This is a genomic window from Roseateles sp. (assembly GCF_039595595.1).
Classification (GTDB): domain Bacteria; phylum Pseudomonadota; class Gammaproteobacteria; order Burkholderiales; family Burkholderiaceae_C; genus Roseateles.
Genome location: NZ_JBCNLG010000002.1, coordinates 311,622 through 331,060, shown reverse-complemented (window position 1 = coordinate 331,060; position 19,439 = coordinate 311,622). Strand labels below are relative to the sequence as shown.

17 protein-coding genes and 1 riboswitch are annotated in these 19,439 nt (G+C 70.9%); of the genes, 11 read left to right on the top strand and 6 right to left on the bottom strand.

Annotated elements, in window-relative coordinates; all coding sequences use genetic code 11:
• Positions 1–140 precede the first annotated feature (140 nt).
• The 3 genes from ABDW61_RS04265 to ABDW61_RS04255 are packed head-to-tail and all read left to right on the top strand — an operon-like array spanning position 141 to position 3,978.
• Entirely contained in the window at positions 141–734 is a 594-nt protein-coding gene (locus tag ABDW61_RS04265; RefSeq protein ID WP_343636522.1) for a response regulator, read from the top strand.
• Positions 731–3,142 carry a penicillin acylase family protein gene (locus ABDW61_RS04260; protein WP_343636520.1) on the top strand — a complete coding sequence of 804 codons (2,412 nt, stop codon included), beginning with the start codon at positions 731–733 and terminating at the stop codon, positions 3,140–3,142. The genes ABDW61_RS04265 and ABDW61_RS04260 overlap by 4 nt, the downstream gene beginning before the upstream one ends.
• The gene (locus ABDW61_RS04255) at positions 3,139–3,978 is read left to right on the top strand and encodes a hypothetical protein (RefSeq protein ID WP_343636519.1); all 840 of its coding nucleotides are present in this window, start codon (positions 3,139–3,141) and stop codon (positions 3,976–3,978) included. Before ABDW61_RS04260 ends, ABDW61_RS04255 begins: the two co-directional genes overlap by 4 nt.
• 15 nt (positions 3,979–3,993) lie before the next feature.
• On the opposite strand, the gene ABDW61_RS04250 is transcribed toward ABDW61_RS04255, so the two are convergent.
• The gene (locus ABDW61_RS04250) at positions 3,994–4,650 is read right to left on the bottom strand and encodes a glutathione S-transferase family protein (protein WP_343636518.1); all 657 of its coding nucleotides are present in this window, start codon (positions 4,648–4,650) and stop codon (positions 3,994–3,996) included.
• Positions 4,651–4,948: 298 nt separating this feature from the next.
• On the opposite strand from ABDW61_RS04250, the gene ABDW61_RS04245 reads away from it, so the two are divergent.
• Positions 4,949–5,560 (top strand): DUF6515 family protein, encoded by a 612-nt coding sequence (locus tag ABDW61_RS04245; protein ID WP_343636517.1) that lies wholly within the window; start codon positions 4,949–4,951, stop codon positions 5,558–5,560.
• 625 nt (positions 5,561–6,185) lie between these two features.
• Here ABDW61_RS04245 and ABDW61_RS04240 read toward each other — a convergent pair.
• The gene (locus ABDW61_RS04240) at positions 6,186–7,196 is read right to left on the bottom strand and encodes an XdhC family protein (RefSeq protein WP_343636515.1); all 1,011 of its coding nucleotides are present in this window, start codon (positions 7,194–7,196) and stop codon (positions 6,186–6,188) included.
• A gap of 66 nt (positions 7,197–7,262) precedes the next feature.
• Here ABDW61_RS04240 and ABDW61_RS04235 point away from each other — a divergent pair, with 66 nt between their 5' ends.
• Together ABDW61_RS04235 and ABDW61_RS04230 are read left to right on the top strand one after the other, a co-directional pair.
• Complete coding sequence (locus ABDW61_RS04235; RefSeq protein WP_343636513.1) at positions 7,263–7,835, top strand: hypothetical protein; 573 nt, start codon at positions 7,263–7,265, stop codon at positions 7,833–7,835.
• 138 nt (positions 7,836–7,973) lie between these two features.
• Positions 7,974–9,068: an acyltransferase family protein gene (locus ABDW61_RS04230; protein ID WP_343636511.1), complete on the top strand. Its 1,095-nt coding sequence runs from the start codon at positions 7,974–7,976 to the stop codon at positions 9,066–9,068.
• A gap of 12 nt (positions 9,069–9,080) precedes the next feature.
• Here ABDW61_RS04230 and ABDW61_RS04225 read toward each other — a convergent pair whose 3' ends face one another.
• Positions 9,081–9,773, bottom strand: coding sequence for a YafY family protein (locus ABDW61_RS04225; RefSeq protein ID WP_343636509.1), 693 nt, complete (start codon positions 9,771–9,773; stop codon positions 9,081–9,083).
• A gap of 62 nt (positions 9,774–9,835) precedes the next feature.
• Between ABDW61_RS04225 and ABDW61_RS04220 the strand changes: the two genes are divergently transcribed.
• On the top strand, positions 9,836–11,143 hold the full coding sequence (locus tag ABDW61_RS04220; RefSeq protein WP_343636507.1) for an NAD(P)/FAD-dependent oxidoreductase: 1,308 nt from the start codon (positions 9,836–9,838) through the stop codon (positions 11,141–11,143).
• Between the two features lie 18 nt (positions 11,144–11,161).
• Here the strand turns inward: ABDW61_RS04220 and ABDW61_RS04215 are convergent, their stop codons facing one another.
• Positions 11,162–11,545, bottom strand: a complete 384-nt coding sequence (locus ABDW61_RS04215) for a VOC family protein (RefSeq protein WP_343636505.1) — start codon at positions 11,543–11,545, stop codon at positions 11,162–11,164.
• Between the two features lie 156 nt (positions 11,546–11,701).
• Between ABDW61_RS04215 and ABDW61_RS04210 the strand changes: the two genes are divergently transcribed.
• From ABDW61_RS04210 to ABDW61_RS04200, 3 genes are all read left to right on the top strand, one after another.
• The gene (locus ABDW61_RS04210; protein WP_343636503.1) at positions 11,702–13,132 is read left to right on the top strand and encodes an insulinase family protein; all 1,431 of its coding nucleotides are present in this window, start codon (positions 11,702–11,704) and stop codon (positions 13,130–13,132) included.
• Complete coding sequence (locus ABDW61_RS04205) at positions 13,129–14,541, top strand: insulinase family protein (RefSeq protein ID WP_343636501.1); 1,413 nt, start codon at positions 13,129–13,131, stop codon at positions 14,539–14,541. The genes ABDW61_RS04210 and ABDW61_RS04205 overlap by 4 nt, the downstream gene beginning before the upstream one ends.
• Positions 14,521–14,654, top strand: a riboswitch (yybP-ykoY riboswitch). (Overlaps the previous gene by 21 nt.)
• A 77-nt stretch (positions 14,655–14,731) precedes the next feature.
• Positions 14,732–15,310 (top strand): TMEM165/GDT1 family protein, encoded by a 579-nt coding sequence (locus tag ABDW61_RS04200; RefSeq protein ID WP_343636499.1) that lies wholly within the window; start codon positions 14,732–14,734, stop codon positions 15,308–15,310.
• A gap of 84 nt (positions 15,311–15,394) precedes the next feature.
• On the opposite strand, the gene glpK is transcribed toward ABDW61_RS04200, so the two are convergent.
• Together glpK and ABDW61_RS04190 are read right to left on the bottom strand one after the other, a co-directional pair.
• On the bottom strand, positions 15,395–16,888 hold the full coding sequence (glpK, locus tag ABDW61_RS04195; RefSeq protein ID WP_343636497.1) for a glycerol kinase GlpK: 1,494 nt from the start codon (positions 16,886–16,888) through the stop codon (positions 15,395–15,397).
• A gap of 42 nt (positions 16,889–16,930) precedes the next feature.
• Complete coding sequence (locus ABDW61_RS04190; protein WP_343636495.1) at positions 16,931–17,695, bottom strand: DeoR/GlpR family DNA-binding transcription regulator; 765 nt, start codon at positions 17,693–17,695, stop codon at positions 16,931–16,933.
• A 131-nt stretch (positions 17,696–17,826) separates the two neighbouring features.
• Between ABDW61_RS04190 and glpD the strand changes: the two genes are divergently transcribed.
• A complete protein-coding gene (gene glpD / locus ABDW61_RS04185) occupies positions 17,827–19,428 on the top strand; it encodes a glycerol-3-phosphate dehydrogenase (RefSeq protein WP_343636493.1) in 1,602 nt (533 codons plus the stop codon).
• The last annotated feature ends 11 nt before the right edge of the window (positions 19,429–19,439 follow it).

The following is a 19,439-nucleotide window of genomic DNA, read 5'->3' as shown; positions in this document are numbered from 1 at the left end:
GTCCGCTGTGGCGCGGCGCCGACGCGCTCGGCGGCTTGTCGGGCGTCACCCACCGGCCATCAAGTCAGAGGGCTTTTCCTCTACAGTGCGCCGCCTCGCCGGTGTACCGTGCCCGGTTCGGAGGAGTCGGAGAGAGCCGCATGCCGTTTGATTTGCCTGAGACCCTGCAGCCATTCCTGCTGCCGCTGCTGATCGTCGTCCCGCTGGCCATCGTGATCATCATCATCACCGTGCGCCGCGGCGATTACCGCGACGTCGGCGCGCCGCCGCCGGCTCCGCGTCCGCTGCCTCCCGGCCCTGCCGCCCGCGGCGCCGCGCCGGCGCCCGCCGCGCCCGCGCCGCGCCCGGGCGAACGCCTGCCGCTGCTGGTGGTCGACGATTCGGCCGTGGTGCGCGCCAAGCTGCTCAAGCTGTTCAGCGAGGCCGGCCATGAAGTGGTCGCCGCGCGCGACGGCGTCGAGGCCATGGAGCTGCTGGGCCAGACCCGCTTCGGCGTGCTGATCACCGACCTCGAGATGCCCAACATGGATGGCTTCGAGCTGATCAAGGCGGTGCAGGGCGCGATGGAGACCGAGGACCTGCCCATCATCGCCATCAGCGGCCACGAGGAACTGCACGCGCGGCTGCATCAGATCCAGGGGCTGTACGGCATGTTCCACAAGCCGTGGAACGACCGGGAGCTGATCAAGCGCGTCGAGGCGCTGGCCCAGTTGAGACAGCCGGTCCGCACATGAGCCTGGGCCGCTGGCTGAAGCGCGGCGCGATCACGATCGGCGTGCTTGTCGCGATCGGCGCCGCGGGCGCCGCCTGGCATGTCCATCAGAAGCTGCCGCGCCGCGATGGCGAACTGCAGCTCTCGGGGCTGAGCGCGCCGGTCACGGTCCGCTACGACGAATGGGGCGTGCCGCACATCGACGCACGCAATGAGGACGACCTCTACCGCGCGCTCGGCTATCTGCATGCGCAGGACCGGCTGTTCCAGATGGAGATGCTGCGCCGGCTCGCGCGCGGCGAACTGGCCGAGGTGCTGGGTCCCAAGCTGGTCGAGACCGACCGCCTGTTCCGCACGCTGGGCATCCGGCATCGGGCCGACGAACTGGCCGAGGCCACGGCCGCCATCACCGCGCAGCCGGGCGCGGTGCGCGCGCTCTACGCCTACCTGGACGGGGTCAACCAGTACCAGGCGACCCGCCCGGCGCCGCTGGAGTTCGAGATCCTGGGCATCCCGAAGCGGCCCTTCACGGCCGCCGACACCTACAGCATCGCCGGCTACCTGGCCTACAGCTTCGCGGCGGCCTTCCGCACCGAGCCGGCGCTGACCGCGATCCGCGACCAGCTCGGTCCGGAGTACCTGCGCATCTTCGATCTGGACTGGCATCCGAACGGAGCGATCGAACAGCAGGCGCTGAACACCTCGCGGGAACGCTCCGGCGAGGTCGCGCCGATGCTGGCACGGCTCGCGGCCGCCGGAGACCGCGCGGCCGCGCTCGCGGGCCTGCCGCAGTTCGAGGGCAGCAACGCCTGGGTGGTCGCGGGCAGCCGCACCGTCAGCGGCAAGCCGCTGCTGGCCGGCGATCCGCACATCTCGTACTCGGCGCCGGCGGTGTGGTGGGAAGCCCATCTGCGCACGCCGCAGTTCGAGCTCTACGGCCATCACCTCGCGCTCAATCCGATGGCCCTGCTCGGGCACAACCGGCGCTTCGGCTGGAGCCTGACCATGTTCCAGAACGACGACGTCGATCTGGTGGCCGAGAAGATCAACCCGGCCAATCCGAACCAGGTCTGGTTCAAGGGCCAGTGGGTGGCGATGAGCTCGCGCCAGGAGACGCTCAAGGTCAAGGGGCAGCCGGACCAGGTGCTGACGCTGCGGCGCTCGCCGCATGGGCCGATCATCAACGACGCGATCCCGGGCGATCGCGGCGAGCGCCCGGTGGCGATGTGGTGGGCCTTCCTGGAGACCGAGAACCCGGTGATGGACGGCTTCTACCGGCTGGGCCGCGCCGACACGCTGGCGCGGGCGCGCGAGGCGTCGAGCCTGATCCACGCGCCGGGCCTGAACATCGTGTGGGCCAACGCCAGCGGCGACATCGCCTGGTGGGCCGCGGCGAAGCTGCCGATCCGGCCCGAGGGCGTGAATCCGGCCTTCGTGCTGGACGGGTCGACGGACGAGGCGGACAAGCTCGGCTTCCTGCCGTTCTCCGCCAATCCGCACGAGGAGAACCCGGCGCGCGGCTACATCGTCTCGGCCAATTTCCAGCCGGCCTCGGACACGCCGGTGCCGGGCTACTACAACCTGGCGGAGCGCGGCCGGCGCCTGGACGGTCTGCTGAATCAAGGCAAGCGCTGGGACATCCACAACAGCCAGGCGCTGCAGCTCGACGTGCAGACCGATTACGGTCCGCGCGTGCTGCGGCCGCTGATTCCGCTGCTGCGCGGCTCGGCCTCGCTGGAGGAGCAGCCGCTCGTCGAGGCGCTGGTGCGCTGGAACGGCGCTTACAAGGCCGATGGCGTGGCGCCGGTGCTGTTCCAGCAATTCAGCGCGGAGCTGCTGCGCGCGGCGATGAAGGACGAACTCGGCGACGCGCAGTTCGAGAACCTGCGCCGTACGCGGGCGCTGGACCACGCGCTGCCGCGGCTGACCGCCGACGCCAATTCGCCGTGGTGGGACGACCGCTCGACGCCGCAGCGCGAGACGCAGACGGACATCGTGCGCCGTGCCTGGAAGGCGGCGATCGCGCATCTGCAGGCCACGCTCGGGCCGGACAGCGCGGCGTGGCGATGGGATGTCGCGCACACGCTCACGCATGAGCATCCGCTGGGCAAGCAGAAGCCGCTGGACAGGCTCTTCAACGTCGGCCCCTTCGCGGTGCCGGGCGGGCACGAGGTGCCCAACAACTTTGCGCAGCGCAATGGCAGCGGGCCATGGCCGGTGGTCTACGGGCCGTCGACGCGGCGGCTGATCGATTTCGCGCGGCCGCAGGAGGCGCTGGGTGTCAATCCGGTCGGGCAGAGCGGGGTCTGGCCCGACGCCCACTACGGCGACCAGGCCGCGTTGCTCGCCAAGGGCTTGTACCGCCGCGAATGGCTGGACGAGTCCGATGTGCAGGCGCACTCGCGCGGGATGCTGGTCTTGAAACCATGAACGCTGAACGACTTCGCCGCCCCGCGCGGGCGCTCGCAGGGATCTTCACGCTCGCCGCGGCGTGCGTCGCAACGATGGCCGTGGCCGTCGAACTGCCGCAGCCGGCGCAGCTCACGCGGCAACTGGGCGCGAAGGGGACGGCCGCCGAGGTCACGGTCACCGTGCTGGAGCCGCATCTGATGCGCGACGGCCGCATGCCCGAGGTGCGCTATGTCGGCGTGCCGGCGGACGCCGCGCTGGCGGCGGTGCTCGGCAAGGGCTGGAACGCGCCGGGGCAGGAGCTGGAGTTCCGCGCGCTCGACGGCTTCGTGTCGCGCATTCCGGTCGAGCGCTTCGCCCAGCATCGCGCGTGGCTGGTCCATGCGCGCGCCGACGGTCAGCCCTTCCAGGTGGACAACCACCTCCAGGGCGAGCGGCAGGTGCCGCTCGGGCCGTTCTATCTGGTGTGGGACAACCGCGCCTCGAAGGCGCTGCAGGCGGAAGGCGGCGCGCTGTGGCCGTATCAGGTGGCGTCGGTGAGCGTGGGACCGTCGTCGACACGCGCGCTGCTGCCCGGCGACATGGCCGCGCGCTACGCCGGCGCGGCCGACCTGGCCCGGGTGCACTGCCTGAGCTGTCACCGCATCCGCGGCTATGGCGGCGACAAGATGCCGCTGGATCTTGAGGTCGTCGTCAAGGGCTACGACGCGGCGGCGTGGAAGCGCTGGCTGCTCGAACCGTCGGCGGTCAGGCCCGGCACCACGATGCCGGCGCTGGCCGAGGCGATGCCACCCGCCGAACGCGCCGAGATCGCGCAGCGGCTCTACGACTACCTGCGCGCGCTGCCGCCGCGCTGAAGGCCAGGCCCCGGTTCAGAACCAGGGCTTGGGGAGCTGCTCGGTCTCGATGGCGCGCAGCAGCGCGGGGCGCTCGGCCATGCGTGCCAGGAACGCCGCGAGCGCCGGCCGGCTGCGCGCGGGATCGCTGAAGTTGCGCGTCCAGCGGCACAGCATGAAGGCGAATGGATCCAGCACCGAGAAGCGCTCGCCGAGCAGGAAGGGGCCGCCGTGGCGCTCGAACTCGGCGGCCAGCAGGTCCAGCTGCGCAGCGGCGCGGACCTGGGCCTGCTGCTTGACCTCGGCGCTGCCGGCGGTGTTGCCGGGGGCGACGAAGCGGTCGGGGTAGTAGTAGCTGATGATGGTGGGCTGCAGCGTGTTGGTCAGCCACATCAGCCACTTGTAGGCCTGCGCGCGTTCGGCGCTGCCGAGCGCGGGCATCAGGCCCGCGTCGGGATGCGTGTCGGCCAGGTGCAGCAGGATGGCGGCGGTCTCGAACAGCACCAGCTCGCCCTGGCGCGTGTCGCGCAGCGCCGGCAGCAGGCCGTTGGGATTGATCTTCAGGAACTCGGGGGACTTGTGCTCGTCCTTGTCGCGGTCGACGAGGCGCAGCTGGAACGGCACGCCCAGCTCGTGCAGGACGACGTGGGGCGCGAAGCTGGCGTTGCTGGGGTAGTAGAAGAGCTCGATCATGGCGGCGGTGGACGCGGCGGATGCGCGTGTTGATCGGGTGAAAGTGAGGTGGAGGAATCGTTCAGCCGGAGCGCGCGGAGCGTGGCCGCGGGCTGGCGGGGCGCATCATCGCCGATCCGGATGCCGCGTCCGGCGGTCACGTTTCGCGAGGGGACCGGGTCGCTTGCCGACGCGCGGAGGCTGGGGAAGCAATGGTTCTTTACCCCGGCGAAACCCCCTTTCGTAGACGTGGCCGGGCGGGGGAGCGTTGAATCGTTCATCTGGACTACCTGGACGCCGCGCGCGCGGCGCACCGATCATGAGCAAGCTCCGTTGGTTGATTCCCCTCGCGCTGGCCCTCACCGCGGGCGTAGCGTCGGCGCAGCATCACGGCGGGACGCGGGTCGACATCGGCCTGCGCTTCGACAGCCGCTATCACCACGACCACTACTACCCGGCGCCGGGCTATGTCGCGCGCGGCCTGCCGGGCGGGGCGGTGTTCGTGGGCGGCCGCTACTGGTACCACGGCGGTGTCTGGTACCGGCCCTGGGGGCCCAGCTTCCAGGTGATCGCGCCGCCGATCGGCGTGGTGGTGCCGGTGCTGCCGAGCGCTTTCGTGACGCTGCGCATTGGCGGTTATCCGTACTACTACGCCAACGGCGCGTACTACACGGTGGCGTCGCCAGGGCCGGGCTACGTGGTGGTCGCGCCGCCGCCGGGCGCCGAAGTCGCGACGCCGGCGCCGGTCGCGCCGCCGCGGCCGGATCCCATCATCTATCCGCGCAACGGCCAGTCGGCCGCGCAGACCGAGGCGGACCGCCAGGAATGCAACCGCTGGGCGACCACCCAGCCCTCCGCGATGAACGACGCCGGCATCTTCAACCGCGCGGTGGAGGCTTGCATGGATGGGCGCGGGTACAGCATGAGGTGACGAAGTCCTCCCCGATGCGCATGCCATGGCACGGCCGCCGAGATGCGAATTCCGGGCTGCTCAGGGGTTTCGCGCAACGTGTTGCGACCTGATCGCGCGGTTTTCTGACGCAGGACAAACGTTGATGGAATCGCGTGGGCTCGTGCGGCGATGTGACGGAGGGGCGTCCTAGACTGGCCAGCCCTCCCGCTCTCACTGCCTTGCCCGATGAGTCCAATGTCGTCGCCCGCGGAGCGCTTTCCGTTTCCCACTTCACGCTCCCATCCTGCTACCGCGCTCACGCCTCCGGGTGATGATGCGCCGCCTCCGAAGCGGCGCATCCGCTTTGGCGTGCTCAAAGGGCAGATCTGGATCGGTGATGACTTCGATGCACCGCTGCCTGAGCCTGTTCTCGCGAGTTTCGGAAGCGTTCAATGACCCTGCTCCTCGATACGCACATCTTCCTGTGGGCGGTCGAGGGGTCAGACCGTCTGAAAGCGTCGGCCCGCCTGCTGATCGAGACGGCCGATGCGGTGTTCGTCTCCGCCGCATCTCGTCACCGCCGATGGTCAGTTGCCGCAATACAGCGAGTTGATTCTTCAGGTCTGATGGCGAGGTCGAACGCGCTTGAACGGCGCGATGTGCTTCACACCGCGCATCCCGCCTCGCCCCGATCCGCGGGCTGCGCGGTGCTGCTGAGCGTCACGCCATACCGCTCGGCGGTCATGTGGGCGAGGATGGCCAGCGCGATCTCCGGCGGCGTGCGCGCGCCGATGTGCAGACCCACCGGCCCGTGCAGCCGATCCAGCTGCGCCTGCGTGAGATCGAAGTGCTCCTTGAGCCGGGCGCGGCGCTTGGCCTGGTTCACCCGCGAGCCGATCGCGCCGACATAGAACGCCGGACTCTTCAGCGCTTCCATCAGCGCGAGGTCGTCGAGCTTGGGATCATGCGTCAGCGCGACGATCGCCGTGTGTCCGTCGGGCTTGAGCCGCAGCACCACGTCGTCCGGCATGTCGCGCGTCAGCGGCGCGGCGATCAGCGTCCAGGGATAGTCGTCGCGCGGATCGCAGACCTGCACCTGGTAGTCGAGCGCCAGCGCCATCTGCGCCAGGTATTGGCTCAACTGCCCCGCGCCGATGATCAGCAGCCGCCACTGCGGCCCGTGATGCGTCACCAGCCGCGTGTCGCTCAGGACCAGCCGGTCCGCGCCGTCGCGCGAATGCGCCGCCGGCGGCTCCTCGAGCGTCACCGCGCCGGTCGCCAGCTCCAAAGTGCGCAGCACCCGCTCGCCGCGCGCGAGCCGCTCCAGCAGCGGCTCGATCGCCGAATGCGGCCCCACCGGCTCCAGCATCAGCTCCAGCGTGCCGCCGCAGGGCAGGCCGAAGCGCTGCGCCGCCTCGGCGCCGACGCCGTAACGGATCAGCTCCGGCGCCTTCAGCGTCAAGGCGCCTTCGCGGATCTTGGCAACCAGGTCGTCCTCGATGCATCCGCCCGAGACCGAGCCGGCGATCAATCCGTCCCCGCGCACCGCGACGATCGATCCCACCGGCCGCGGCGCCGAGCCCCAGGTCCGCGTGATCGTGCCCAGCACCACGCGCTGATCCGCGGCGAGCCATTGCTGCACCTGGCGCAGCACCTGCAGGTCCATGTTGTCCATCCGCGCACCATAGCGAAATTCGCCGGCGCGCGCCGCGCGCCGCGTCAGAGGCCGACAATCGCCGCCATGCCCACGCTCGCCCTCAACGACGACCTGGTCCTTCCCGTGCCGCAGGCGCTGGCCTGGCAGGCGCTGCACGACCTGACCCTGCTCGCCGCCAGCCTGCCGGAAGGCGCCGGGTCGCTGCGCGCCGGCGAGGCGCCGCGGTCCTTCGACCTGCGCTTTCCCGGCTTCGAGGGCCGCGTGCTGCTGCTCGATCTCGACGCGCCCAGCCGCTTGCGGTTGCGCTTCGACGGCAGCGGCCCGCGCACCGGCGGCGCCACCGGCCAGGCGCAGCTTCGGCTTGAATCGCTGGGCGAAGACCGGACGCTGCTCCACGTCGCGCTCGTGCTTCAGGCGGAGCGCGAGACGCCATCGAAGGTCGCGGGGCTGATGGCGCTGCGGGAACGGCTCGCCGGCTTCGCTGCTGCCGTCGAGTTGCGCCATCCCAGCGCCCGCCCCAAGCCCGTCAAGCCGCCACCCAAACCTTGGCCTCAGCGGCTCCTCGACTGGTATCTGGGCTGGTTCGCGGGGATGTTCAACGGCACGCTGTTTCCGCCGCCGAAACCGCGTCCGCCCCGTCCTCGGGTGAAGCGCTGATCCTTGTCCCGGGTCTGACGCGGGCGTCACGCGTTCATCACGAATTCTGTTCGTTGATGTAACTCGTTGATTTTCTTATAGAATCCGGCGCATTCAACGGCCACCCTGAGGTGGCCGCTTCGTTTTCGCCGATTCCCGATGGCCTCTCGCCTTTTCCCGCTGGACGCGCTGCGCGCCGTCGCCGCGCAATTGATCGTGCTGCATCACCTCTCGGTCTATGGACCGATCGCCGAGGCGATGCACGCGCTGTTCCCCTCGCTCACCGGCTGGCTGTACGACTACGGCCGCATGGCGGTGCAGGTCTTCCTGGTGCTGGGCGGTTACCTCAGCGCCCGGGCGCTGTCGGCGCAGGAGCCGCAGCTCCACCGCTCGGCGCCGGCACTGCTGGCGCAGCGCTATTGGCGGCTGGTGCCGCCGTTCATGGCGGCGGTCGGGCTGACGCTGCTCGCGTCGTGGCTGGTCGAGCCGCTGCTGCCGGAGCTGGTGCCGGCGGACATCCATCTGACCCAGATCCTGGCCCACGCGCTGCTGCTGCACGACCTGATGTCGGTCGAATCGCTGACCGTCGGCGCCTGGTACGTGGCCATCGACTTCCAGCTGTTCGCGCTGCTCGTGCTCGTGATGTGGGGCCTGCGCTGCCTGCCGCTCAGGCGCACGGCGCGCCGCTGGCTGGCGCCGGCGGTGGTCGGCGCGCTCTGCGCAGCGTCGCTGCTCAAGTTCAATCGCATGGCGGCCCTGGATGCCTACGCGATCTATTTCTTCGGCGCCTACGGCCTGGGCGTGCTGCTGTGCTGGTGCCAGGGCTGGACGCCGGCCGCGCGCCGCGCCGGCCTGCTCGCGCTGGGCGGGCTGATGGCCGCGGCGCTCGCGCTGCAGTTCCGCGAGCGTCTTGTCGTCGCCGCGCTGACCGCGGCCATCATCGCCGGGTGGCGCCGGGGCGCGCTGCCGGGTTGGTTCCAGCGCCATGGCCAGGCGCCGGTGCAGACGCTGGCGCGCCATGCCTACGCGCTGTTCCTCGTCCATTTCCCGGTCTGCCTGCTGGTCAACGCGCTCTACGAGCACCGCGCCGAGAGCCCCGCGCCGATGCTGGATGCGCTCGCGCCGCTGGCGCTGCTCACCGCCTGGGGGCTGAGCAACGCTGCGGCGGTGCCCTTCCATCGCTGGATCGAGGCGCCGCTGCTGCGCTGGCGGCCGAGCGCCGCAGCGCTGCCGGCGCGCGTCGCGGTGCGCTGAACGGGCGGCCGCTCAGGCCCAGTTCTCGCGCGCGTTCTCGCGCCGCTGCAGGTCGGCGAGCGTCTTGCCTGGCTCGTCGCGGAAGCGCTCTTCCATCACCTCCAGTTGCTGCACCCGGTCGACGCGGAAGCTGCGGAAGTCCTCGCGCAACTCGCACCAGGCGGAGAAGGTCCACACCGGTCCCCAGAAGAAGCAGGCCAGCGGACGCACGACGCGCGAGCTCGTCTGATCGCTCAGGTCCAGGTAATGGAGCCGCAGCTTGGTGCGGGACTCGGTGGCCTGGCGCAGTTGGGTGAGGCGTTCGCGCGTGGCGCCGTCCAGCCCGCGCTGCGGTGCGTAGACGGTGAGGCTTTCCGCCGCCGCGCGCGCCGTGCTCGGGAGCACCGCGAAGATCTTGCCGAGCGCCTCCTCGGCGCGCTGGCCGAGCACCGCGTCCAGCTGTGGCTGGGCCAGGCGCACCGCGGCGACCAGCGACTGCGCTTCCTCGGCGCTGAACATCAGCGGCGGCAACTCGAAGCCCACCCGCATGCGGTAGCCCACGCCGGCCTCACCGTCGATCGGCACGCCCTGCTGCTGCAGGGCCGCGACGTCGCGATAGACGGTGCGGATGGAGACCTCCAGCCGCTGCGAGAGGAACTCGGCGGTCGTGAGGCGGCGTCCTCGGATGAGCTGGACGATCTGGAACAGGCGGTCGGCGCGGCGCATCGCGCGATTGTCGGCGATGGAACTGACCTATACGGGTCGTCATCCCCGCTAGGATGTGCTGCATGGATGACCCTCATGCCGCGCTTCCCCATGTCGTGATCGTCGGTTGTGGTTTCGGAGGCCTGGAGGCGACGAAAGTCCTCGACGGCGCCCCGGTCCGCATCACCCTGATCGACCGCAGCAACCACCACCTGTTCCAGCCGCTGCTGTATCAGGTCGCCACGGCGGGCCTGTCGGCGCCGTCGATCGCGTCGCCGATCCGGCACATGCGGCGCCATCAGCGCAACCTCACCGTGCTGATGGCGGAGGTCGAGGCCATCGACAAGACGGCGCGCGACGTCGTCCTCGCCGACGGCCAGCGCCTGCGCTACGACCACCTGATCCTCGCCGCCGGCGCGACGCACAGCTACTTCGGCAACGACCACTGGCAGGCCCACGCGCCGGGCCTCAAGACGCTGGCCGACGCCTTCCAGCTGCGCGCCCGGCTGCTGAGCGCCTTCGAGCGCGCCGAGACCCTGCCCGACGCGGACCGCCGGGCGCCGTGGCTGAATTTCGTCGTCATCGGCGGCGGTCCGACCGGCGTCGAGATGGCCGGCACACTGGCCGAAATCGCCCGTCACACGCTGCGCGACGAGTTCCGCCGCATCGATCCCAGCCGCGCGCAGGTGCTGCTGGTGGAGGGCTCGGACCGCGTGCTGTCGGCGTTCAAGCCCGAGCAGTCGGCGCTGGCCAAGGCGCAGTTGGAGCGGATCGGCGTGCAGGTGCGCACCGGCTGCCGCGTCGTCGGCATCGACGAGGAGGGCGTGGACCTGCAGACCGCCGAAGGCGCCAGGGAGCGCATCGCGTCCCGGACCAAGGTGTGGGCGGCCGGCGTGGCGGCCTCGCCGCTGGCGCGCACGCTGGACGTGCCGCTGGACCGCGCCGGGCGGGTGGCCGTCGACGAGCACATGAACCTCCCGGGCCATCCCGAGATCTACGTCGTCGGCGACATGGCCGCGGCGACCAGCCTCGAAAAGGACGGCAGCCGCAAGCCGGTACCCGGCGTCAGCCCCGGTGCCAAGCAGGCCGGCCGCCACGCGGCCCGCCAGATCCTGGCGCGGATGCGCGGACGCTCGGAGGCGCCGTTCCGCTATCGCGACTACGGCAACCTCGCGACGATCGGCCGCAAGGCGGCGGTCGCCGACCTGGGACGGATCCAGTTCAGCGGCTTCTCCGCCTGGCTGTTCTGGCTGTTCGTGCACGTCTATTTCCTGATCGGATTCCGCAACCGGGTCCGCGTCTTCGCCGATTGGGCCTGGGCGTACTTCACCTTCCAGCGCCATGCGCGGATCGTGGTGGAGCCGCGCCAGGGCGCGCGCGACGAGGCCTGAGCCGACGGCGGCCGCGCGTCAGATCGGCGTGCAGATCTCCACCAGCGTGCCGTCGGGGCAGCGCACGTAGGCCACCACCTGGCCCCAGGGCTTGGTGGTCGGCGGGGTCAGACCTTGCGCGCCGGCTGCCAGCGCCTGCGCGTAGGCGGCGGGCACGTCCGGCGTCGACAGGCCGACCTCGATGCCCAGCGGCGCGCCCTCGTCGGCGCGGCGGTAGTCCTGCCCCAGGTTGCCCCGCGCGATGTCGTGCCGCGCGAAGGACAGCGTGGTGGCGCCGGTCTCCAGTTCGCCATAGGCGCCGGACTCGTGCAGGAAGCGGCGCTGGAGACCGAAGGCGCGCTCGAGGAAGTCGAGCGACGCGGCCACGTCCTCGACGTAGACGATGGTGTAGGCGAATTTCATGGTGGGCTCCTCCAAAGGCAAGACGATGAAGGCCGGATGGCCTGTCCCATGCGCGCGGGGCATGCCCCCCTTGCGGGGGCGCAGCGCCCGCTCACGCTGTCGCGCCGATGATGCGGACCGTCTGCTGACAGCGGAATGGCAGCTAGGATGCCGCCCATGCCTGTCTCGATCTTTGAGCCACAACGGCTTCCGAACGGCCTGCTCTGGCTGGCGCGACCCGTCGCGGGCGCGCAGGCCGCGGTACGCGTCGTCTACCGCTGCGGCGGACGCGATGACCCGACCGGGCGCAGCGGGCTGTCGCACCTGGTGTTGCGGCTCATCGCTGGCGCCAGCCGCTACCTGGAGCCGGGCCAGTTCCAGCGCTTGATCGCCTCGGCCGGCGGCCGCTCGCGGCTCGAGGTCGACGAAGATTTCTCCGCGCTGCAGACCGTCGTGCCGGCCCATCAGCTCGAACGCCTGCTCTGGGCCGAGGCCGAACGGATGAGCAATCCGCGCATCGATCCGGACACGCTCGCCAGCGCGCGGCTGCAGCTGCGCCAGGCGGTGCAGGAACCGCAGCTCAATCCCTACGCGCGGCTGGACCTGGCCGTGCAGCGGCAGGGCTATCTGACGCATCCGTACCAGCGCGGCGCGCTGGGCGATCCGGACCAGTTGAAGGAGGTCGACGTCGAGACCGTGCGCGCGTTCCACGCCGCGCGCTTCGGCTGCGACCGGGCGCTGCTGGTCGTGACCGGCGCGTTCGACGAGGCCACGCTGTCGCGCTGGGTGATGCACTACTTCGGCTCGATCCGGGCGCCGATGCCGGGGCAGGGGGCGGCGTCCGCCGCGGCTTCATCCGCCTCATCCCCCTCATTCGCCTTGCCTGCTTCGGATGCCGGCTCGAGTCCGCCCACGCCGGGCTCGGCGCCCCTGCCGGCACCCGCCTCCGCGGCCAGTCCGCCGCGGGCCTCGATGCCGCCGGCCTCCGGCGCCGACGCGCGCGACTTCCGCGAGGCGCGCCGGCCGCAGAACCAGACCCTGAAGCTGTCGCTCGCGCGGGCGCCGCTGCCAGCCGCGGCGCTGGTCTGGCAGATGCCGCGCGCCGACGATCCGTCCACGCCGATGTGGCAGATGGCGCGCGCGCTGCTGGGACTCGGGCGCTCCGGACGCCTGACCGACACGCTGGTCGATGAAAAGGCGCTCGCGCACCAGCTCAGCCTGCGCCTGGAGCAGCACCGCGACGCCGGCCTGATGGTGGTGCAGGCGCTCGCCGCGCACGGGCAGACCGCCGCGCCGCTGGCGCAGGCGCTGCAGCAGGAGGTGCTTCGTCTGGCCGATGAACCGGTGACCGATGAAGAGCTCGACAAGGCCAAGGCCATGCTCAAGCGGGAAACGCTGTCGGTGGAATGGACCGCCGACCGGCTCGCCCGCGCGCTCGGCACGGCTTGGGCGGTGCGGGGCGATGCCGGTGCGCCGGCGCGGGACATGGCGGTGTGGGTCAAGCTCAGCGGCGCCGAGCTGCAGCAGTTCTGGCGCAAGCAGGTGGTGCAGGCGCCGGTGCTGACCTTGCTGGCGGACATCGGGGCTGCCGCGGGAGTGGCTGCATGACGCTCGATCTGAATCGCCGCGGCTGGATGGTCGGGGCCGCGCTGGTGTCGGGGGCGGCGGCATGGCCGGCGCTGGCGCAGGACGGATTCGAACGGCCGCCCGAAGCGCCGCCGGCGCCTGTGCCGCCACCGCTCACGATCGAGCAGGCCAGGCTGCAGAACGGTCTTCGCATCGTGGTGCTGCCGCGTCCAGGGGCGCCGCGCACGGCGATCCGCTTGATCGGCGAGGGTGGCTGGCTTCGCGATCCCGCCGGCAAGGAAGGTCTCGCGGAGGTGGCGCTGTCGATGCTCGCGCAGGGCGCGAAGCGCGATGGCGAGGAAATGGAGTCGGCCGACATCGCCTACGCGGCCGATCTGCTCGGTCTGCCGCTGCGGCTGGAGCTGACGCCGTCGACGGCGGAGATCGCGCTGGAGGCCCTGCCGGACCAGTGCGATGACGCGGTGAATCTGATGGCCGACCTGACGCAACGGCCGCAACTGGCCTTCGAGGCCCTGGAGCACATCCGCAGCCGCGCAGCCGATGCGCTGGTGCTGCGGCGCGCCGATGCGCTGCTGCTGGCGCCGTGGGCGGCGCGGCGGCAGTTCTGGGGCCGCGCGCAGCCGGTGCAGACCTCGGCGAGCCTGAAGCGGCTGCGGCGCGAGGACGTGCTCGCCTTCCATCGCCAGTACTGGAGACCGGAGCGCGCGGTGCTGGTCTTCGCGGGCGATCTGACGCTGCAGGCCGCGAGGGGTCTGGCCGAGGACTTCATGGGCGATTGGCGCGTCCCGAAAGCGGCGCCGGCCGGTCCGACGCCGGCGTTGGCGCTCGCGACGGCGACACCCGCCGCGACGGCGGCGCAGTTCGTGTCGCTGCCGCAGGGGCAGGGCTGCCGGCTGATCGTGCAGACGCCGGTGCCGCGCGGCACGCCGCCCGCGCTGCGCGAGTTGGCGCGCACGCTCATGCATCAGCGGCTGGCCGCGAAGCTGCCCTGGCCGTGGGAGAGCGAAATGGAGTCGCTCGGCGGCGGTTTGTGCTGGCGCATGAGCGTCACGCTGCCGGCGCCGGCGGTGCCGGAGCAATTGGCCCTGCTCAAGGAGCAACTGCCGCTGCTGTCGGCGGAGGCGGTGACGCCTGAGGATCTCGCGATGGCGCAGGCGCTGGCCCTTGGCGACTGGCAGGCGCAGCTGGCGGAGGCGCCGGACGAGGGCCTGGCCGCTGCGATCGCCGCGGGCGGGCTGGACGATTTCCTGCAATGGCCGCAGCGGACGAAGGCGGTCAGCGCGCCGGTGTTGCAGCTGTTGATGTCGGCGAGCTGGCGCGAGAACCGCACGCATCTGCTGCTGCTGGGCGATGCAGGCGCCCCTGCGCCGGCCCAGCGCGCATGGCCGGGACTGACGCTGGCTACAATGCGCGCCGTCATTGGGGAGTAGCCGCTGCACCCCGCCCGTCGGACGACGGGCCGATTCAGCAGACCCGCGTCAACAGACTTGAGCTCCGGCTCATGGCGCGAGGTAGCCAGGAACCCTCGGGTTCCCAGCCTGGCGAGACCTTTGACCATGCCCCCGGTGTTGCGGCCGGCGGCGGCATGGTCAATGGTTCGTCCCGGCCGCTGAGTGATTCATGGAAGCCTTCCTCATCTCCACCGGCCTCGTGGCGCTCGCCGAGATCGGCGACAAGACCCAATTGCTGGCCTTCATCCTGGCGGCGCGATTCCGCAAGCCGGGCCCGATCATCCTGGGCATCCTGATCGCGACGCTGGTCAATCACGCCTGCGCCGGCGCGGTCGGCAGCTGGATCACGACCCAGGTGTCGCCGCACACGCTGCGCTGGGTGCTGGGTGTGGGCTTCATCGCGATGGCGGTGTGGACGCTGATTCCCGACAAGATCGAGGAAGAGGAGACCGGCGGCAAATTCCGCATGGGCGTGCTGGGCACGACGATCGTGGCGTTCTTCCTGGCCGAGATGGGCGACAAGACCCAGATCGCCACGGTGGCGCTGGCGGCGCGCTTCAACGACCTGTGGGCGGTGGTTGCCGGGACGACTTTCGGGATGATGGTGGCCAACGTGCCGGCGGTGCTGGTGGGCGACAAGCTCGCGCACCAGCTGCCGGTGCGGGTTGTTCACGCCGTCGCGGCGGCGATCTTCGCGGTCCTCGGGACGCTCACGCTTCTGGGTGCAGGTGAGTCGTTGGGGCTCTGACCTACCAGCGTCATGCCGGCGGAGCTTGCCGCGCCGCGGTGATGGCGCGCCCCTCTGGATGGGGTACTCCGAATGGGGACGCGCTCAGCGGGCCGACGCTTGCCTCACCGCGCGCTCCCACTGCGCCATCAGCTCCTGGGCGCGCTCGCGCGACATGGTCGGGCGGAACACGCGTTCCGCCTGCCAGTTGCGGCCGATGTCCTCGAGGTTGCCGTACACGCCCGCCGTGAGCCCCGCCAGATAGGCCGCGCCCAGCGCCGTCGTCTCGATCACCTTCGGCCGCACGACCGGAATGCCGAGCAGGTCCGCCTGGAACTGCATCAGCAGGTCGTTCACGCAGGCGCCGCCATCGACACGCAGCTCGCTGACCGGCGCGCCGCCCGCGCCGACCGCGTCACGGCTCATCGCCTGCAGCAGCGCGGCGCTCTGGAACGCGATGCTCTCCAGCGCCGCGCGCGCGATGTGCGCCACCGTCGATCCACGCGTCAGTCCCACGATCGCACCGCGCGCCTCCGCGTCCCAGTACGGCGCGCCCAGGCCGGTGAAGGCCGGCACGAACATCACGCCGCCCGCATCCGGCACGCTCTCCGCGAGGCCCTGCACTTCGCCGCTGGCCTTGATCGCGTTGAGCCCGTCGCGCAGCCATTGCACCACCGCGCCGCCGATGAAGACGCTGCCCTCGAGCGCATAACGCGGCGTCGCGTCGATCTGCGCCGCGCTCGTCGTGATCAGCCCATTGGCGCTGGTCTGGAAGCGTCCGCCGGTGTGCATCAGCATGAAGCAGCCGGTGCCATAGGTGTTCTTCGCCATGCCCGCCTCGAAGCAGGCCTGCCCGAACAGCGCGCTCTGCTGGTCGCCGCCGATGCCGCCGATCATCAGCGCGGCGCCGAGATGCTCCGGCGCGACGCGGCCGAAGTCGTGCGCCGAGGGCTTCACCGCCGGCAGCATCGACGCGGGAATCCGCAGCAGCGCGAGCAGGTCCTCATCCCAGCGGTTCTCGCGCACGTTGAACAGCATCGTCCGCGACGCGTTGCTGACGTCGGTGACGTGGACCTCGCCATTCGTGAGCTTCCAGATCAGCCAGCTGTCGATCGTGCCGAAGGCCAGCTCACCGCGCTCGGCCTGTTCGCGCGCGCCGGCGACGTGATCGAGGATCCACTGCAGCTTCGTGCCCGAGAAGTACGCGTCGACCACCAGCCCCGTCTTGGCCTGGATCGCCGCGCCGTGGCCCTGCTCGCGCAGCGCCGCGCACTGCGGCTCGGCGCGCCGGTCCTGCCACACGATCGCGTGGTGGATCGGGCGGCCGGTCTTGCGGTTCCACACCAGCGTCGTCTCGCGCTGGTTGGTGATGCCGAGCGCCTTCAGGTCGGACGCCTTCAGCGACGCCTTGGCCAGCACCTCGCGCGCGACCGCGAGCTGCGTGTCCCAGATCTCGTCCGCGTCGTGCTCGACCCAGCCGGGCTGCGGGTAGATCTGGCGGAACTCGCGCTGCGCCATCGCGACGATGCGCCCCTGCGCGTCGAAGACGATCGCGCGCGAACTCGAAGTGCCCTGGTCCAGGGCCAGCAGGTAGGTCATGTCAGTCTCGCTCTTGTCTTGTGAGGTCCGGTACGGCGAGGGCTACGGCGCCACCACCAGTTCCACGCCGGCATCGGCCATCAGCGCGGGGAAGGGCGCTGGTGGCGCCTCGTCGGTGAACAGCGCGTCGATCTGCGGCAGCCGCGCGACCTCCGCCATCGCGGGCCGGTTGAACTTGGTCGCGTCCGCCGCGACCCAGACCTCGCGCGAGTGCTCGACGATGGTCCGCGCCACCATCACCTCACGGTAGTCGAAATCGCGCAGGCTGCCGTCGGACTCGATGCCCGAGATCCCGATCAGCCCGATGTCCACCTTGAACTGGCGGATGAAGTCGACCGCCGCCTCGCCGACGATGCCGCGGTCGCGGTGCCGCACCGAGCCGCCCACCATCACCAGCTCGCAGTCGGGGTTGTCGCTCAGGATCATCGCGACGTTGAGGTTGTTGGTGATCACGCGCAGGCCCTGGTGACGCAGCAGCGCGTGCGCCACCGCCTCGGTGGTCGTGCCCAGGTTCAGGATCAGCGAGCAGCCCGCCGGAATGCGCGCCGCGATCGCCCGCGCGATGCGCGCCTTGCCATCGGCCTGCATCGCCTGGCGCTGGCGGTAGGCGATGTTCTCGGTCGTCGACGAGGGCACGCGCACGCCGCCGTGGAAGCGCTGCACCAGGCCGGCCTCGGCCAGGCGCTGCACGTCGCGCCGCACCGTCTGCAGCGTCACGCCGAAGCGCTCGGCCAGCGCCTCCACGCTCACCGAGCCGCGCGCGCGCACCTCCTGCAGCAGATCGTTCTGACGAGGGTTGGGATTCATGGCGCGCAGGCTAAAGGAACCAAAACGAACAAATGATCGGGTTTACCCTGGCATGAAACGCGCTTATTCGCGCTAAAAAGAAAAAAGAAGAACAGAATTGCGAACTTCCCGTTCGCGTCCAGGAGATCACCGTGTCCTTGAATCCCCCGCCCGACCAGGCCGCGCCCGGCGACTGCGACGTGCTCGTCGTGGGCGGCGGCATCAACGGCGCCGGCATCGCGCGCGACCTGGCCGGCCGGGGCTGGAAGGTCGTGCTGGCGGAGGCCTCGGACTTCGCCGCGCACACCTCGTCCTCGTCGACCAAGCTGATCCACGGCGGGCTGCGTTATCTCGAGTACTACGAGTTCTCGCTGGTGCGCAAGGCGCTGCAGGAGCGCGAGGTGCTGCTGCGCAGCGCGCCGCACATCATGTGGCCGCTGCGCTTCGTGATGCCGCATGACGCGGCGATGCGGCCGGCCTGGATGATCCGCATCGGGCTGTTCCTGTACGACCACCTGGCGCGCCGCGAGGTGCTGCCCGGTTCGACCGGCATCGACCTGCGCGGCTCCCCCTACGGCGAGCCGCTCAAGCCCGTCTACACGAAGGGCTTCGTCTACTCCGACGGCTGGGTCGATGACGCGCGCCTGGTGCTGCTGAACGCGCTCGACGCGCGCGAGCATGGCGCGGTGCTGCATACCCGCACGGCAGTCACCGGCGCGCAACGCCACGCGGACCACTGGACCGCGACGCTGCGCTGCGCCGATGGCGAGCGCACGCTGAAGGCGCGCGCGCTGGTGAACGCGGCCGGCCCCTGGGCCGAAGGCTTCCTGCGCGAAGTCGCCCATCCGGCGCGCGGCGAGGCGCTGGCCACCAAGAGCCTGCGGCTCGTCAAGGGCAGCCACATCATCGTGCGCAAGCGCTTCCAGCACGACCACGCCTACATCTTCCAGAACCCGGACAAGCGGATCATCTTCGCCATCCCCTACGAGGACGAATTCACGCTGATCGGCACCACCGACGTGGAATTGCCGGCCGACGCGCTGGCCGGCTTCGGCAAGGCCCGCATCGACGAGGGCGAGATCGCCTATCTCTGCGAGCAGGCCAGCCGCTACTTCCGCGAGCCGGTGGCCGCGTCCGACGTGGTCTGGACCTACGCCGGCGTGCGCCCGCTGCTGGACGACGCCTCTGGCGATCCTTCGGCCGTGACGCGCGACTACCTGCTCGAGACCCATGCCGAAGGCGGCGCGCCGCTGCTGAGCGTGTGGGGCGGCAAGATCACGACCTTCCGCAAGCTGGCCGAGGACGCCGCCGACCTGGTCGGCGCGCTGCTCGGCGACCGCCGCCGCGCCTGGACCGAGCACGCTCACCTGCCGGGCGGCGACCTGCGCGACTGGATCGGGGCGCCGCAGCGGCCCGACACCGACTTTCAGCGCCTGCTGTCCGCGATCGGCCAGCGCCATCCGTGGCTGCCGCCGTCGCTGGCGCGGCGCATGGCGCGGGCCTACGGCGCGCGCGTCGGGCGGGTGCTCGGCGGCGCGGAGCGGCTGGAGGACCTAGGCCCGGAGATTGCCCCCGGCCTGCACCAGGCCGAACTCGACTACCTGGTCCGCGAGGAATGGGCCCGCGCGGCCGACGACGTGCTGTGGCGCCGCTCGAAACTGGGACTGCATTACACCGAGGCGCAGCGGATGGCGGTGGTCCAGTGGTTCGCCGAGCGCGAGCACCTCTGGGTCCGTCCGGCCGCGGTCGCATGACCTGACCCTCC

Excerpts from the sequence above, each read along its gene's own strand:
- ABDW61_RS04265 (WP_343636522.1), top strand. The coding sequence starts at position 141 with ATGCCGTTTGATTTGCCTGAGACCCTGCAGCCATTCCTGCTGCCGCTG.
- ABDW61_RS04260 (WP_343636520.1), top strand. The coding sequence starts at position 731 with ATGAGCCTGGGCCGCTGGCTGAAGCGCGGCGCGATCACGATCGGCGTG.
- ABDW61_RS04255 (WP_343636519.1), top strand. The coding sequence starts at position 3,139 with ATGAACGCTGAACGACTTCGCCGCCCCGCGCGGGCGCTCGCAGGGATC.
- ABDW61_RS04250 (WP_343636518.1), bottom strand. The coding sequence starts at position 4,650 with ATGATCGAGCTCTTCTACTACCCCAGCAACGCCAGCTTCGCGCCCCAC.
- ABDW61_RS04245 (WP_343636517.1), top strand. The coding sequence starts at position 4,949 with ATGAGCAAGCTCCGTTGGTTGATTCCCCTCGCGCTGGCCCTCACCGCG.
- ABDW61_RS04240 (WP_343636515.1), bottom strand. The coding sequence starts at position 7,196 with ATGGACAACATGGACCTGCAGGTGCTGCGCCAGGTGCAGCAATGGCTC.
- ABDW61_RS04235 (WP_343636513.1), top strand. The coding sequence starts at position 7,263 with ATGCCCACGCTCGCCCTCAACGACGACCTGGTCCTTCCCGTGCCGCAG.
- ABDW61_RS04230 (WP_343636511.1), top strand. The coding sequence starts at position 7,974 with ATGGCCTCTCGCCTTTTCCCGCTGGACGCGCTGCGCGCCGTCGCCGCG.
- ABDW61_RS04225 (WP_343636509.1), bottom strand. The coding sequence starts at position 9,773 with ATGCGCCGCGCCGACCGCCTGTTCCAGATCGTCCAGCTCATCCGAGGA.
- ABDW61_RS04220 (WP_343636507.1), top strand. The coding sequence starts at position 9,836 with ATGGATGACCCTCATGCCGCGCTTCCCCATGTCGTGATCGTCGGTTGT.
- ABDW61_RS04215 (WP_343636505.1), bottom strand. The coding sequence starts at position 11,545 with ATGAAATTCGCCTACACCATCGTCTACGTCGAGGACGTGGCCGCGTCG.
- ABDW61_RS04210 (WP_343636503.1), top strand. The coding sequence starts at position 11,702 with ATGCCTGTCTCGATCTTTGAGCCACAACGGCTTCCGAACGGCCTGCTC.
- ABDW61_RS04205 (WP_343636501.1), top strand. The coding sequence starts at position 13,129 with ATGACGCTCGATCTGAATCGCCGCGGCTGGATGGTCGGGGCCGCGCTG.
- ABDW61_RS04200 (WP_343636499.1), top strand. The coding sequence starts at position 14,732 with ATGGAAGCCTTCCTCATCTCCACCGGCCTCGTGGCGCTCGCCGAGATC.
- glpK (WP_343636497.1), bottom strand. The coding sequence starts at position 16,888 with ATGACCTACCTGCTGGCCCTGGACCAGGGCACTTCGAGTTCGCGCGCG.
- ABDW61_RS04190 (WP_343636495.1), bottom strand. The coding sequence starts at position 17,695 with ATGAATCCCAACCCTCGTCAGAACGATCTGCTGCAGGAGGTGCGCGCG.